A 14,697-nucleotide genomic window follows, 5' to 3' on the forward strand; every position below is an offset into this window, starting at 1 on the left:
GACGGCGACGGGGTCGCGGCATTGTCGAGACGCGATCAGTCAACGAACGCTGTTGACAGTCGGAAAGCGGGATTATCCGACACGCCGATGGCGCGCTGCCCTATTCCGACACTCGCCGGGCACGCCAGTCGGCCGTTCTACCGCGGCCTCGATCGCACCAAGGCCTTGTATGTCGTCCCACGCGCCGATGTGACATGAAGGCCATTCGATGCGGCTGAAATAATCGAGGGGGGGGCGCTACGCGACCCACCCCTCCCCGCGCTACTCTGCCGCCGGCAGATACACCTCGCCGCCCTTCGCCTTGAACCGCTCGCTCATCTCCGCCATTCCGGCCTCCGCTGCCTCGGCAGCGACGAACGTCTCGACCGGCGCGTTCTGCTTCGCCGCGAAGTCGCGGACTTCCTGCGTGATCTTCATCGAGCAGAATTTCGGCCCGCACATCGAGCAGAAATGCGCGGTCTTGGCGCCCTCGGCCGGCAACGTCTGATCGTGGTACGATTCGGCCGTGTCGGGATCGAGCGACAGGTTGAACTGGTCGCGCCAGCGGAATTCGAAGCGTGCTCGCGACAGGGCGTCGTCGCGCATCTTCGCGGCCGGGTGGCCCTTGGCGAGATCGGCGGCGTGGGCGGCGAGCTTGTAGGTGACCACGCCCACCTTCACGTCGTCGCGGTCCGGCAGGCCGAGATGCTCTTTCGGGGTGACGTAACAGAGCATCGCGGTGCCGTACCAACCGATCATCGCTGCGCCGATGCCGCTGGTGATGTGGTCGTAGCCGGGCGCGATATCGGTGGTGAGCGGCCCCAGCGTGTAGAAGGGGGCCTCGCCGCACGCCTCCAGCTGCTTTTCCATGTTCTGCTTGATCTTGTGCATCGGCACGTGGCCGGGGCCCTCGATCATCACCTGCACGTCCTGTTCCCAGGCGCGCTTGGTCAGTTCGCCCAGCGTGTAGAGCTCAGCGAACTGTGCCTCGTCATTGGCGTCCGCGATGCTCCCGGGGCGCAGCCCGTCGCCCAGCGAATAGGCGATGTCATACGCCTTCATGATCTCGGTGATCTCGTCGAAGCGTTCGTAAAGGAACGACTCCTTGTGGTGGCTGAGACACCATTTCGCCATGATCGAGCCGCCGCGGCTGACGATGCCGGTCACACGCTTGGCGGTGAGCGGCACGTACGGCAGGCGAACGCCGGCGTGGATCGTGAAGTAATCGACCCCCTGCTCGGCCTGCTCGATCAGCGTGTCGCGGAAAATCTCCCACGTCAGCTCCTCGGCGATGCCGCCGACCTTCTCCAGCGCCTGGTAAATCGGGACGGTGCCGATCGGCACCGGCGAGTTGCGGATGATCCATTCGCGGGTGTCGTGGATGTTGCGGCCGGTCGACAGGTCCATGACCGTATCCGCGCCCCAGCGGATCGACCAGACCAGCTTGTCGACCTCGGCAGCGACGTTGCTGGCGACCGCGCTGTTGCCGATGTTGGCATTGATCTTCACGAGGAAGTTGCGGCCGATCGCCATCGGTTCGGATTCGGGGTGGTTGATGTTGTTCGGGATGATCGCCCGGCCGCGCGCGACCTCGTCGCGGACGAACTCCGGCGTCACGAAGTCGGGAATTTCCGCGCCGAAGCTCTCTCCGTCGCGAATATAGTCGCGCAGCATTTCGCGCCCGAGATTCTCGCGGGTCGCGACATATTCCATCTCGGGCGTGACGATACCGCGACGGGCGTAGTGCATCTGGCTGACGTTCGCGCCCGCCTTCGCGCGCAGCGGGCGACGGTTGATGTTCGGGAACGGCTGCACGCCGCCCGAGCGGTCGGGGCCGAGCTGGCCATTGTCTTCCGGGCGAAGCTCGCGGGCGCCATACGCCTCCACGTCGCCGCGGCCGATGATCCAGTCGCGGCGCAACGCGGGCAGGCCGGCCATGATGTCGATCCGCACGGCGGGATCGGTATAGGGACCCGACGTGTCGTAGACGTTGAGCGGCGGTTCTCCGCACGATGGATCGAGATCGATCGCGCGCATTGCGACGTTCAGCGGCCCGACGTGGATCTTGCGCGAGCCCCGGATCGGGCCGGTGGTGACACCGATTTCGGTGCGGGCGGGAATATCGGCCATCGATCGTCTCTCCATCTACGGGAGGAAGACGAGGGTCCGGGGACGCCGCATCCACTCCCTACGCCGGTGTCAGCCGGATCAGGTTCGGCGGGTCGAGGACTGCGGCCCTCCTCTCAACCGCAGCATCGGCGGTCCCCCGGGGAAGCGGCCGGTATAGGCGCGTCGGCATCGCAGCACCAACGAAAAAGGCCGCATCCGCAATCACGGACGCGGCCTTTGTTCGCTCGGTCGTGCGATCAGCCGTTGGCGCCGCTGCTGCGCAGCGCGTCGATCGAATTGTTGGTGCCGGCCGGGAAGAACCCGCCGCTGACCGCCGCCGCCTTGTTGAGGTAAACGATGTTGTGCACCTGCGTCGGCGAGCGGCTGTACGCGATGCCGTTGCTGTCGGCGGGCACGATATTCGCGACCTGCGCGCCGTTCACCGTGCGGGTGATGCCCTCGTCCAGCTCGTTCAGGTTGGGGAGCTTGTCAGTGCCGACACCGTCGAGGCTGTCGCGCGCGTTGGAGATCGCGTTGGCGCCGGTGATCGCCTTCGATGTAGTTGGTGACAGCAGGCCGAGCCGGTAGAGTTCGGCGCGGATCAGGCCGGCGTGATACGCCTCTGCGGCGAGGATGCCGGCCGCTGCCTCCAGATAGATCGCGCTGCCGATCAGCGGCGATGCGCCCTTGTAGGCCGTGACGCCGACGTCCTCGAACAGGAAAGCGGCGAGCAGGAAGTTTTCGTCGCTTTCGTACGGGTCGAAGGTCCCGGTCGCGCCGACGATCCCCGCCGCACGTGCCGCCTGGGTGAAGGCGCCGTTCGCGCCGCCGTCGATGTTGATCGCGGGCTGGTTGATGACCAGCGTCGACCCGGCGGCGGTGATGACGGCACGCAGCGCGTTGACGTGCGCGATCTCGTCGCCGGCGATCTCGCGCGCATAGCTGGCGATGATCGGATCGCTGAAGTTAACCTTCCGACCGCCGGTGACCGCCCCCAGCGCGCCGACGCTGCCGGTGGTGCTGGCGGTGGGCAGGGCCTGACCGAAGGCGGCAGCCGAGTAGAATTGCGCTTCGAGATATTCGAGGTTCAGCGCGAGTTGCAGGATGCCGATGTCGGTGGAGACCCCGGAGGTTGGGGTCGCGGTCGGGGTGGGTGACGGCGTCGGGCTGGGGCTTGTGCTGTTATCGTCGCTGCTGCCGCACGCGGACAGCAAGGCGAGGCCGCCGGCAGTCGCGGCGCCGGCACCGGCGAGCTTCAGGAAGCGGCGGCGCTCGGCGCGGCGAACCTCGGCAAGCTCGAGCGCGGCGAAAATGGAATCCTTGATCATGGCATCATTCCCTTGTGCGGGGCGGGTGGGGCGGGACGGGGACGGGGGGTGGCCGCCCGCGTCAGCTCGCCGCCGCGCTCGTCTTGATGTTGCCGTTGACCCCGGCCGGGAAGAATCCGCCGCTGCTGACCGCCGCCCCGTTGAGGTAGACGATGTTGAGCACCTGTGCGGGCGAGCGGCTGAAGGCGATGCCGTTCGAGTTGAGCGGCACGATGTTCGATACCGGCGCGAGCGGGTCGGTGTTGTTAGGCGCAATGCCCTGGTCGTCGCTGGGGGCGATGCCACGCACCAGATCCACGGCCGGGTTGCCGTCGAGACGGTCGCGTGCCGCCGAAATAGCGGTCGTCGCCTCGATCAGTTGCAGCGACGGGGTCGCAATGCCCTTGCGATACAGCACCGAGCGGACGATCGCGGCGTGATACGCCTCCACCGCGAGGATGCCGGCCGCAGCCTCCAGATACAGCTTGTTGTTGATGAGCGCGGGCGCCGCCCCCTTGTAGGCGGTGACGCCGACGTCCTCGAACAGATACGCGCCGAGCAGGAAATCCTCATCCGAGGCATAGGGGTCGAAGCTGGCCGGGAGCCCGGCGGCGCTGGCCGCGGCGCTAAACGCCTTGGTGCTCAGGTCGATCGCAGGCTGTGCGAGCACCGTCGTGCTGGTGAACTGGTTGCGCAGGAAGCGGACGTGCGCCAGCTCGTCCTGGTAGATCTCGTTGGCATATTGCTGGACGACCGGATCCTTGAACGTGACGGCACGCCCGCCGGTCGCCGTACCCGCGGTGCCGAACGCGCCGGCGGTGTCGGCACTGGCGAGGGCTGCACCCGTCACCGCGAAGGCGTAATAATTCGCCTCCAGATATTCGAGGTTCAACGCGAAGTTCAGGATGTCCGCTTCGGTAAAGGTCGCGGTGGGCGACGGCGTCGGCGACGGCGTGGTCTGCGCCTGCGCGGCGTTCGACAGCACCGCGGCCCCGGCGGCGGCGCCGAGTACGCCGGTGAAGAAAGTGCGACGAGAATCGCGGCGTCGCACGCGTGCGTCGAGCGTTTCGATCAGCTGCTCGCTATCCGTCATGGCAGGCTCATCCCTCAAGTTTGTTTTCGCGCCGACTGGCTGGCATAAACGAGCAATAGGCCCGCCGGGTACGGCGGCGGAATAGGAAGGATGCGCGGCTTGGGCAAATTTCTTTACGATATCGCCGCGTGAACGCTGCCGGTTTGGAGGCCGACGGTGGTCGCGCCGCGCTGGTCCGTGCATTGCTGCACACGGCGATGGAGGACCGTGCGGCCTTCCAACAGCTTTATCGCATGACGTCCGCGAAGCTGTTCGGCATCTGCCTGCGTATCTGCGGGGAGCGGCAGGCAGCGGAGGATGTGTTGCAGGACGTCTACGTCCAGGTGTGGCGGCGCGCGGGCGCCTATGAGCCGGGGCGCGCGAGCCCGATCACCTGGCTGGCGACGATCGCCCGCAACCGTGCGCTCGATTGGCGCCGCGCGCATGCGCGTACGCCGCAAGGCGCGGATGCGGAGCTGCCCGAGATCGCCGATCCCGCACCGGACGCAGAGGCCGAATTGATCGATGCCGACGAGGCGGCGCGAGTGCGGGCCTGTCTGGAAGAGCTGGAGGCGCGGCAACGCAATGCGGTGCGCACCGCCTTCTACGAGGGCGTGACCTATGCCGAGCTTGCGGCGCGCGAATCGGTGCCGCTGGCGACGATGAAGAGCATGGTGAGACGGGCGCTGATCCGGTTGCGGGGGTGCTTGTCCGATGACGTCTGAGGATCGCGCACTCGCCGCCGAGCTGGTGCTCGGATTGCTCGACGCGAGCGAACATGCCGCTGCCCGCGCGCGTCTGCTGACCGACCGCGATTTCGCGGTGGAGGTTGCCTATTGGCAGGCATGGCTGATGCCGCTGGTGCATGCCGCGCCCGACGTGGCGCCACCTGATACGCTGGAACCCAAGGTGATGGCCGCGATCGAGGGCGATGTCCCGGGTGCCGCCACGCGACGTGGCGGGTGGCGTGGGCTGGCGTTCGCGGTTGTCGCAGCGGCGGCCGCCATCGTGGCGCTGCTCCTCGGGCCGCTGCATACGCCGACTCCGGTCCCGCCACCACGTAGCGCGGTGTCGGCGCCGTTGCTCGCTGCGCTTGCAGTACCGGCGGACCAGCAGGCCACGGGCCGGGCCGCGCTGGCGGCGGCGGTGGACGCGGGGGCAGGGGTTGTTCGGGTGTCGCCGGTCGCGGCGGTGCCGTCGCGACGGGCGGCCGAGCTGTGGGCGATCGGGGCCGATGGCGCGGCGCCGGTGTCGCTTGGCCTGCTCGCCGCGAACGGTTCGACCCGGATCGCAGTGCCCGTGGCGGCGCGGCGATTGTTGCGTGCAGGGACGACGCTGGCGGTGTCGATCGAGCCGGTCGGGGGATCGATGACGGGTGCGCCAACCGGTCCGGTGGTGGCCGCGGGTGTGATCGCGGCTGCTGGATGAGAGGGTGATCGATCGGGACGGCGGCAGGGTGCCGCCTCCCGGTCGTGGCGGTGTACGCGCCACTCGCAGGCTTGGTGCGGATCGACAATCATCGCCCACCTTCGCCTATCATCACCCTCGCCTTGAGCGAGGATGACGGGCAATGGATTATTCGGTCACGAGCCGGTAACTTCGATGTCGAACCGAAAGTCGAAGACTACGGGGAGGTCGTACCGGCGATGTGCCGCTTTCGCCGAGGCCGAGGCGGCAAACCGCGTCGGCGGTCTGGGCTCACGCCCGCCGGGCGAGCTCGGGCGTGTCCCGACGCAGCATGCGCCGGGACGCCTAGCGACTAGAAGGTGTAGCCGATGCCCAGCGCCGCCAGCCACTGGCTGCGCGAACCCGCCACAGACACCACCGGCGAATCACCGAAGTCGTTCAACATCTTCTTGTAGGTGACGCCGCCGATCGCCTTCCACCCCTTCAACAGGTTGCCGCTCAGCGAATACGTGCCGGCGATCCCCGCGGTCCAATGTTTCCACCCGCCGCGCGTGCGGAACTGCGGCAGACCGCTGGCCAGCGCCTGCGCGCCGTCGACGTCGAAATAGGAACGCGCGAACCTGCGCTCGACGCGCTCGGCCGATGCGAACAGGCCGACGCCCGCCTTCAGGCTGAGCGGCGTGAAGTAATTGACCGACGGACTCCAGATTCCGCTGTCGTGGACGCCGTTCACGTCGTGGCGGTAGCTGACCGAGGCGGACAGCTTGTCATACGGGCTGGTGAGCACCCCGGTCTTGCCGATGCCGACGTAGCCGCCCAGTTCGATCGCGGTGCCACGCTCGCCCAGTGCGCGGACGCGGCGGTCGTCGATCGCATTGTTGTTGGTACGGTTGAAGTTGATGACGCCGACCGGACCGGCCTGCAGATCCCACGACGGCCCGCTCGGATTCGGGATCAGGTCGATCGAGGCCCGGTTGCCGAGAATCTGGAACGCGAAATTGTGGAAGGAGCCGATCGCCGCCGGCCCGGGCACGAAGCGGTAATCGTTCGAACCCTCGTAATCCGGCAGATAGGCTGCGGCGACCGCGACGGTTGCGGTGTCGCCGACCAGCATTGGATCAGGCGTCGGATTCGGCTCGGCCGGGATTGACGCGCTTTGCGCCAGCGCCGGGATGGATAGGCAGGCGAAGGCGGCGGCAGCAAGCGAGCGAAGCGCAATACGGGTAACGTTCACGTAGATTCCCTTTCGATACGGTCGTGCAACCGTCCTCCAGGTATTTCGCTCCACCTTATCGATGTTAGAGGATGTAACGCATCCGGACCTGTTGCTCTTCGGCATCAGTGGCGAGCGTGAAGCGCGCCGCGGCAAAGCGCGGCGGCCCGAAGCGTATCGCGGGATTGCGCGAGAAGCCGAAGCCTTCCTTCGGAATGCCCGCGAACGTATCCAGCTTCTTGTTGTCGTTCTCGTCGTGAATCACTGCGACAGCATAGTCGCCGCGTGGCAACGCGGTGAAGCGGATGCTGTGCTGATCGGCGGGGACCGAGCGCGTCACAGCATCGCGATCGTCGACGCAATTGGGGAAGTTGGCGGGATCAGCCGTCAGGCAGATTCGGATCATGCCCTTCGCTGAACGCAGCTGCGCGATGTCGACCTGCAACGCCCCCACCGGAGCCGCGCCAATCAGCGGCACCGCCAGCAGAGCCAGCGCCATGGCTCCCAGCCGCTTGCGCCCGTTGTGCCCGGGCATGCGCGCGCGCAAAATCCCCAAGACCGGCGTCGGTGCCGCACAGCCGGTCCCAGAAGCGGAAATATAGGCCATAATTACATCCGTACCGTTCATGGTGCCGCTGGTGATGGCTGGCCGTGATCAGCCAGCCGCCTACCCTGCCCCCCCACATGAAGCGGGGGAAGATCTCCCACCCCATGTGATTGGTTACACCCATAACCGTCATGATCGTCAGCACCATCCCGAGCGCGGCGACATGGATCGGAATCACGAAGACCAGTAGCGGAATGGCAACAGCCCCGGTCAGTGCCTCGATCGGGTGGAAGGCCATTGCCGCCCAGGCAGTCGGCGGTCGGCTGGCATGGTGCACGGCATGCGCCAGCTTGAAGACGCGCGGGCGGTGCATCCAGCGATGCGTCCAGTAGAACCAGGTGTCGTGCGCCAGCAGGTAAAGCAGCACCGAAACCGGCAGATACCATAGCGGCCAGGCGTGCGCGTCGTCGTAGATCCGCGTCCAGCCGCGGTTCTGCCAGCCCCAGGCGACGACCCCCGCCGGCGTGCCGTAGATGAACGCCGAGGCGAGGCTCCACGCGATCTCGCGGCGGATCTGCGGGTCCAGCCCGGCGTAGAGCCGCGGATGGCGCAGCCGCGTGGCGAGCGCGAAGCCGCCGCTGGCGGCGAGGTAGCGCACGCCGACGATGGCGCTCATCGCCAGCGCGGACAGGAGGATGGCGATTACGGCGGACATGGTATGCCTTCTAGCCTGTTGGCGGCGCAGGCGATAGGCAGGTATCATGCCCGTACGCCCCGCAGACATCGCCCTCGCTCATCGCCTCGCCGACGCCGCCGGCGCGGTGATCCGTCCCTATTTCCGCCAGCCGGCCGGGCTGGAGCTGAAGGCCGACCGCTCGCCCGTCACCCGCGCAGACCGCGAGGCGGAGGAGGCGATGCGCCGGCTGCTGGACGCGGAATGTCCGGCCGACGGGGTGGTCGGGGAGGAGCATGGCACGAAAGACGGCGTGACGGGCCGGCAATGGGTGCTGGACCCGATCGACGGGACTCGCAGCTTCACCGCCGGGCGCGCGATCTTCGGCACGTTGATCGCACTGGTCGAGGACGGCTGGCCGGTGCTGGGGATCATCGACCAGCCTGTGCAGCGCGAGCGCTGGACAGGGGTGGCGGGCCGACCGACGCTGCTGAACGACGCGCCGGTGCGGACGCGGGCGTGCGCCGCGCTGGACGGGGCGATCGTCGCGACGACCAGTCCGCATCTGTTCGAGGAAGCGGACGTACCGCACTTCATGGCGTTGGTGACGGCGGCGAGCGGCGGCGCGGCGCGGCAAGGGCCGGTATATGGAGGTGACTGCTACAATTATGGGCTGCTGGCGAGCGGGTTCCTCGACATCGTCTGTGAGTCCGGGTTGCAACTCTACGACTTCGCGGCGCTGGCGCCGATCGTTGAGGGCGCGGGCGGGCGAATGTGCGACTGGAACGGCGATCCGCTGACCGCCGCAAGCGCGGGACATGTGCTGGCGATCGGCGACCCGGCGCGGACCGATGATGTTCTGGAGGCGCTGCGCAGCGTCGCGGGGCACGATCACCACGACCATTGAGGATGGTGACGTGGTCGGGGGGTGTGACCTGCTTGGCTGATGCTGATCTACGGCGAAGAGGGGAGCGATCCTTTTCGTGATGGTCCGCTCCGGCACGGGCACTGCAGCTCGTGATGCCGAACCATCGGGACACGCGGCGTCGCAAGTCAGCGAGCGACCTTAAAGTCTTCGAATCCGGCTATTAACGGGAACGGAAATCCGCTTGTCTGAGGGTTGAGATGGCCTGTTCCTGGCATCCTGGACGTATCCACGTCGCCTGCGATCTCAATGTCCGCAAGCCGCGTCGGTCGTGCGTGATGCGAAGCCGTTGATATAAGAACGGATATGCGGTTGGCGGCGGCTTCGGCCCATTCGGGCCGGGGCACGCGGCGCCGGTGCTCACGGCTTTGACAGCGTGAACCGGTCGATGTCGAGCCACCCGCCCTTTTCGGCGGGATTGTAGCAGGATAGCGCGAACTGGACGCCCTGGAAGGTGCCGGTCTGCCAGTCGAAGACCAGCGGCACCGCACCACCGACGGCGGTGAAGCGGCGGCCGTCCTCGCTGTAGGACAGCAACGCGGTCTTCGCGGGGAAGTCCATGTCGGTGCGCAGCCACAGACGGGTGCCGCGAAAGGAGCGTCCGGGCTCACGAATTTCGACATTCGGACCGTTTTTTCGATCCTCGGTGACACGCATGGTGAGCAAATTCGCACCACCCGCGACCGACAGCTGCGCGCTGAACTTGCCGAGCGTGCCGAAGCCGCAGATGTCGCCGCGCTTGAGGCCGCGGGTGTCGATCAACACCTCGCCACGGGCACGCGGCGCCTGGCCTTTCTGCACGAGCGTGTTCCGCGCCCACCAGAATTGCGTGCCGGGCGCGGCGTGGAGGCGGAGCCAGCCGGGCCGCTCCGTGAGCGACCAGTGGCGTGCGAGCGGATCGTGGTTCCACTGCCATTGCCGTCCGAGCGTGGGGCGCGCGAAATCGTCGCTGGCCGGCGGCTCGACGAAAGGCTGCCCGGCGATCGGCTTGCGCGCGACGTCGGGCACGCGGCCGGGCGCATCCGGGGTACCCCAGACCGGCCAGTCGTCGCGCCAGAAGATCGGGCTGATGTTGGTCACGCGCCCGATCGCGCCGGCATCGCGCATCACGAAGCCGTACCAGCCGCCCCCGGCGCTCCCGGCAGGCAGATCGACGATCGCGCCCTGATGCCCGCCGGTGGTGTCGTCGATCTGCGCGCGCGTTTCCCACGGGCCGGTCAGCGCGCGCGAACGTGAGACGGTGAGCGCGAGTTTGCCGGGGATGGCGTTGAAGAGGTAGTAATAGCCGGCGCGCTTGATGAGCTTCGAGCCCTCCGCGCCCTTGTTGTAGTGGATGACGCGCGACGCGGTGATCCGTGTCACGTCGTGGTCGAGGGTGTGGAGCGTGATCGTCCCGTCGCTGCCGATCGACGTGGCGAGATAGGCCGCGCCGTCGTCGTCGAAGAACAACGCCGGATCGAAGGCGGCGCGATCGAGCGAGACGTAGCGCCACGGTCCCCTGGGATCGCGCGCGCTGTAGATGCGGGTGTGCTGCCCGACGGGAGTGACCGCGACGTAGAAGATGCCGTCGCGATGACGCAGGCTGGGGGCGTAGATGCCGTGGCGGTACGAGCCGCCGTGCCGCGCATCGAACGGCGGCTCGCCATCCAGCCGCGGGATCAGGTGCGAGAGGATGTCCCAGTTCACGAGATCGCGCGAGTGCAGCAGCGTGAGGCCGGGGACGTTGGCGAACGTGGTGCTGGCGAAATAGAAGTCGCGGCCGACGCGAATGATGTCGGGATCGGGATAATCCGCGTTGAGCGGGGGATTGGCGTAGCTGCCGTCCCCACGGTCGCTGCGCCAAACCTGTGCCTCCACCGCCACCGCGCCGGCAATCAGCGCGACCGTGGCAAGAATGCCGCGTGTGGCGGATCGCGTATACCGACTGTCTGCCCGAACGCGCATTCGCTGCCCTCCCAAACCCCAACAGGCATCCGAGACCCGATGGCCCTCAAAAAACCGGCGCAGGTGAAACGCCTGGACACTGATGAAAATTGCTGTGCTGTTTGTGCCACACATGTTGCGCGTCAGCGTCGATATAGACCTTATTCTTGATTGACAGCGGCTTACCCCCTGATAGCGATATCACCAAGCGCGCAGCAGAGCGTGAATGATAACGCGGCGAACGGGCCGCGAAAAACTGGAGGGGATTATGAAGGGAAGCCAAATTCTCGGCGCGCTCGCGCGCTCGTCGTCGGTGTGGGCGCTGGCCGTCAGCGTCGGCGTGACCGGCGTGGCCGGCGCGCAGACCGCCACCGGCGGCACGACCGCGAGCCCGACCAACGCCCAGCCGGGCGCCACCACGCTCGCGCAGGACACCGCGACCCCGACCACGGCCGTGGGCGAGGACAGCGCCGGGGGTGACGACATCGTCGTTACCGGCGTGCGCGCCAGCCTCGACCGCGCGATCGCGATCAAGCGCGACTCGCCGGGCGTCGTCGACGCGATCAGCGCGGAGGATATCGGCAAGTTCCCCGACACCAACCTCGCCGAATCGTTGCAGCGGATCACCGGCGTCTCGATCAACCGCGTGAACGGCGAAGGTTCGCAGGTCTCTGTCCGCGGCTTCTCGGGCGGGTTCAACCTGGTGACGATCAACGGGCGTCAGCTGCCCGCGACCAACATCGACACCAGCGGCGGCAATCTGTTCGCACGCGGCGCGGGCCGCTCGTTCGACTTCCAGAACATCGCCTCGGAAGGCGTCAGCGGGCTGGAGGTCTACAAGACGGGACGCGCCTCGGTGCCGACCGGCGGCATCGGCGCCACGATCAACATCGATACGCGCAAGCCGCTCGACTCGCGTGAGAGCGGCATGACCGGCTCGATCGGCGCCAAGGCGCTGTACGACACGTCGGTAGAAAAGTCCGAGGACAGCAAGCACCGCGTGACCCCGGAAGTGTCGGGGCTGCTCAACTACAAGAACGACGAAGGCACGTTCGGCGCGGCGGTGTTCGGCAGCTACCAGCTGCGTTACTCGGCGTCGGCGCAGTCGAACCCGAACTACTGGAACGTCGTTCCGACCGCGGACTTCTTCAATCCCGGCACGTTCATCAACTCGACCACGGTCATCGACGGCACGCGTCCGACCGCGCCGTACGTGCTGGTGCCGAACGACAGCCGCTACCAGTTCTCGGAAAACCGCCGCGAGCGCATCAACTTCCAGGGCGTGTTGCAGTTCAAGCCGACCGACACCCTGGAATTCACGGTCGACAGCCTGTTCGCGCAAAACCGCCTGCGTGAGCAGCGCAGCGAGCAGACGAACTGGTTCAACCGCCCGTTCAGCGAAGTGCGTTTCGACGACAACCCGAACATGGCGACCGCGATCTTCCTGCGCGATTACCTGCCGAACGGCCCGAAGGACGAAGGCTTCGAGCAGCAGCAGGCGGCGACCAAGGCACGGCTGGGATCGGTCGGCCTGAACGCCAAGTGGGAGTTCATGCCCAACCTGACGTTGACCGTCGACGGGCACCATTCGGTGTCGACCTCGTCGCCGGACAACCCCAACGGCACCACCGCGACGACGGTGGCGCTGGGCGCGCCGGTGATCCAGGGCCACTCGCTCGACTTCAGCACCGGCTTCCCGCAGCAGGCGCAGGTCATCAACGACTGCTATCGCGCGACGCCAACGTCGATCGCCAGCGGCAATTGCAACGGCGTGCTCGACATCGGCGACCTGGGCTCCGCCCCGGCGCGCACGATCATCTCGCGCCAGCGGCAGCAGATCGACCAGCTGCAGGCGCGGCTCGGCTGGGATCTGGGCGGCGGCAGCCGCTTCGATGCCGGTGGTTCGTACACCGACTCGAAGATGCATTCGACGCAGACGCAGACGCAGCAGACGCTGGGCGACTGGGGCCTGCAAAATCCGGGCATCATCTCGCAGCTGGCACCGGAGCTGGTCCAGCAATATTGCCTGACCTGCAAGTTCGACCACTTCAACCCGGCGTCGGAAGGCCAGTCGCTGATCGCGTTCCGCGGCAATGCGATCGACCTCTACAACGTGCTGAGCCCCTATTACACCGGGCTGGGCCAGCCGCCGGCACCGTCGGCCCCCGCCGACGACACCGTCCGCGAAAAGATCTGGGCGGTGTTCGGCCAGTTCACGTGGAACGGCGAAGTCGCAGGCAAGCCGGCGAACCTCGTCATCGGCGCACGGTACGAGCAGACGCGGGTCCAGTCGGACGCGGTGCAGACCTACAACAACATCGTCTGGACGGCCGACAACGACTTCCGCGGCGATTCGAGCGGGGTGTTCACGAGCCGACGCCAGCGCGGCAATTACGAGAACCTGTTGCCGGCGGTCGATTTCAGCATCGAGCCGATCACCAACGTGAAGGCGCGCGTCTCGTTCAGCCGCACGCTCGCACGGCCCGACTACGGCAACCTGTTCGCGACCGAATCGGCGGGTGCGCCGGGCCGTCCGACCGCGCTGGGCGGCATCCCGACCGGCAACAAGGGCAATGCCAACCTGCTGCCGCTGCTGTCGGATAACTTCGACGTGTCGCTGGAGTGGTATTACAAGCCGTCCAGCTTCGTCTCGATCGGGTTCTTCGACAAGCGGGTCGCCAACTTCCTGGGCACCGGGGTCATCAACCAGAACCTGTTCGGGTTGCGCGACCCCAGCTCCGGCGCGGCCGGATCGCGTTCCGGCACGGCGGCGGCATACCTGCGTGGCGCCGGACGCGACCTGAGCGACGTGAATCTGTTCAGCTACACGGCGTTGCTGGTGCAGAACAACGGCAATCAGGCGGCGGCGACCTCGCAGTTCGAGGCGAATTACGTCACCGGCCCGAATGGCGGCGGCGCACTCAACCAGTCGTTCGTCAACAGCCTGCTGGCGGCGGTCGACATCGCCTCCGATCCGAACGATCCGCTGTTCAACTTCTCGGTCTCGCAGCCGATCAACAACCGCGAGGGCAAGATCCACGGCTTCGAACTGGCGTGGACGAACTTCTTCGGGAACACCGGCTTCGGTTTCGCGGGGTCGTTCACGAAGGTGAGCGGTGACGTGAACGTCGATCCGTACGCGGACCCGACGGTCAACATCTTCGCGCTGACCGGATTGGGCAACAGCGCGAACGCCACCGGCATCTACGACAAGAACGGCCTGTCGGCGCGTGTCGCGTACAACTGGCGCGACAAGTACCTGGTCGCGACCAACCAGGGCGGCAACCGCAACCCGTTGTTCGTGGCGCCGTTCGGCACGCTGGACGTCAACATCAGCTACGACGTGAACGACCATGTCGCGGTCACGCTGGAAGGGATCAACCTGACCAGCGAGAGCGTGAAGACCTATGGCCGTACCGAGCGTAACCTGGTGCTGGCGCAGGAATTGAAGCCGCGTTTCCTGCTGGGCGCGCGCTATCGCTTCTGAGGCGCGGGCGACACGCCGGCGATTACCGGAGGGCCACCGCTTGCGGTGGCCCTTT

At 66.8% G+C, this 14,697-nt stretch carries 11 protein-coding genes and 1 riboswitch; of the genes, 4 read left to right on the forward strand and 7 right to left on the reverse strand.

Going from position 1 to position 14,697, the window contains the following annotated elements:
• Positions 1–261: 261 nt before the first annotated feature.
• From thiC to SPHPHY_RS0100445, 3 genes are all read right to left on the reverse strand, one after another.
• Positions 262–2,109, reverse strand: a complete 1,848-nt coding sequence (gene thiC, locus SPHPHY_RS0100435) for a phosphomethylpyrimidine synthase ThiC (RefSeq protein ID WP_022684745.1) — start codon at positions 2,107–2,109, stop codon at positions 262–264.
• A gap of 38 nt (positions 2,110–2,147) precedes the next feature.
• Positions 2,148–2,258, reverse strand: a riboswitch (TPP riboswitch).
• Positions 2,259–2,345: 87 nt separating this feature from the next.
• Complete coding sequence (locus SPHPHY_RS0100440; protein WP_022684746.1) at positions 2,346–3,416, reverse strand: ferritin-like domain-containing protein; 1,071 nt, start codon at positions 3,414–3,416, stop codon at positions 2,346–2,348.
• A 61-nt stretch (positions 3,417–3,477) separates the two neighbouring features.
• The gene (locus tag SPHPHY_RS0100445; RefSeq protein WP_022684747.1) at positions 3,478–4,488 is read right to left on the reverse strand and encodes a ferritin-like domain-containing protein; all 1,011 of its coding nucleotides are present in this window, start codon (positions 4,486–4,488) and stop codon (positions 3,478–3,480) included.
• A gap of 128 nt (positions 4,489–4,616) precedes the next feature.
• Between SPHPHY_RS0100445 and SPHPHY_RS0100450 the strand changes: the two genes are divergently transcribed.
• Both SPHPHY_RS0100450 and SPHPHY_RS0100455 read left to right on the forward strand, forming a co-directional pair.
• The gene (locus tag SPHPHY_RS0100450) at positions 4,617–5,192 is read left to right on the forward strand and encodes a sigma-70 family RNA polymerase sigma factor (RefSeq protein WP_022684748.1); all 576 of its coding nucleotides are present in this window, start codon (positions 4,617–4,619) and stop codon (positions 5,190–5,192) included.
• Positions 5,182–5,895, forward strand: a complete 714-nt coding sequence (locus SPHPHY_RS0100455) for an anti-sigma factor (protein WP_022684749.1) — start codon at positions 5,182–5,184, stop codon at positions 5,893–5,895. The genes SPHPHY_RS0100450 and SPHPHY_RS0100455 overlap by 11 nt, the downstream gene beginning before the upstream one ends.
• Before the next feature lie 331 nt (positions 5,896–6,226).
• Here SPHPHY_RS0100455 and SPHPHY_RS0100460 read toward each other — a convergent pair whose 3' ends face one another.
• From SPHPHY_RS0100460 to SPHPHY_RS18715, 3 genes are all read right to left on the reverse strand, one after another.
• Positions 6,227–7,108, reverse strand: coding sequence for a MipA/OmpV family protein (locus tag SPHPHY_RS0100460; RefSeq protein WP_231370314.1), 882 nt, complete (start codon positions 7,106–7,108; stop codon positions 6,227–6,229).
• A 64-nt stretch (positions 7,109–7,172) separates the two neighbouring features.
• On the reverse strand, positions 7,173–7,493 hold the full coding sequence (locus SPHPHY_RS0100465) for a DUF2141 domain-containing protein (RefSeq protein ID WP_231370315.1): 321 nt from the start codon (positions 7,491–7,493) through the stop codon (positions 7,173–7,175).
• Positions 7,468–8,349 carry a sterol desaturase family protein gene (locus tag SPHPHY_RS18715; protein ID WP_022684752.1) on the reverse strand — a complete coding sequence of 294 codons (882 nt, stop codon included), beginning with the start codon at positions 8,347–8,349 and terminating at the stop codon, positions 7,468–7,470. The genes SPHPHY_RS0100465 and SPHPHY_RS18715 overlap by 26 nt, the downstream gene beginning before the upstream one ends.
• Positions 8,350–8,395: 46 nt before the next feature.
• Between SPHPHY_RS18715 and SPHPHY_RS0100475 the strand changes: the two genes are divergently transcribed.
• Positions 8,396–9,214: an inositol monophosphatase family protein gene (locus tag SPHPHY_RS0100475; RefSeq protein WP_022684753.1), complete on the forward strand. Its 819-nt coding sequence runs from the start codon at positions 8,396–8,398 to the stop codon at positions 9,212–9,214.
• A gap of 378 nt (positions 9,215–9,592) precedes the next feature.
• Here SPHPHY_RS0100475 and SPHPHY_RS0100480 read toward each other — a convergent pair whose 3' ends face one another.
• Complete coding sequence (locus tag SPHPHY_RS0100480; RefSeq protein ID WP_051148242.1) at positions 9,593–11,176, reverse strand: glycoside hydrolase 43 family protein; 1,584 nt, start codon at positions 11,174–11,176, stop codon at positions 9,593–9,595.
• A gap of 247 nt (positions 11,177–11,423) precedes the next feature.
• Here SPHPHY_RS0100480 and SPHPHY_RS0100485 point away from each other — a divergent pair, with 247 nt between their 5' ends.
• Positions 11,424–14,642 carry a TonB-dependent receptor gene (locus tag SPHPHY_RS0100485; RefSeq protein ID WP_022684755.1) on the forward strand — a complete coding sequence of 1,073 codons (3,219 nt, stop codon included), beginning with the start codon at positions 11,424–11,426 and terminating at the stop codon, positions 14,640–14,642.
• Positions 14,643–14,697 lie beyond the last annotated feature (55 nt).

Source organism: Sphingomonas phyllosphaerae 5.2, from assembly GCF_000419605.1.
Lineage (GTDB): Bacteria > Pseudomonadota > Alphaproteobacteria > Sphingomonadales > Sphingomonadaceae > Sphingomonas > Sphingomonas phyllosphaerae_B.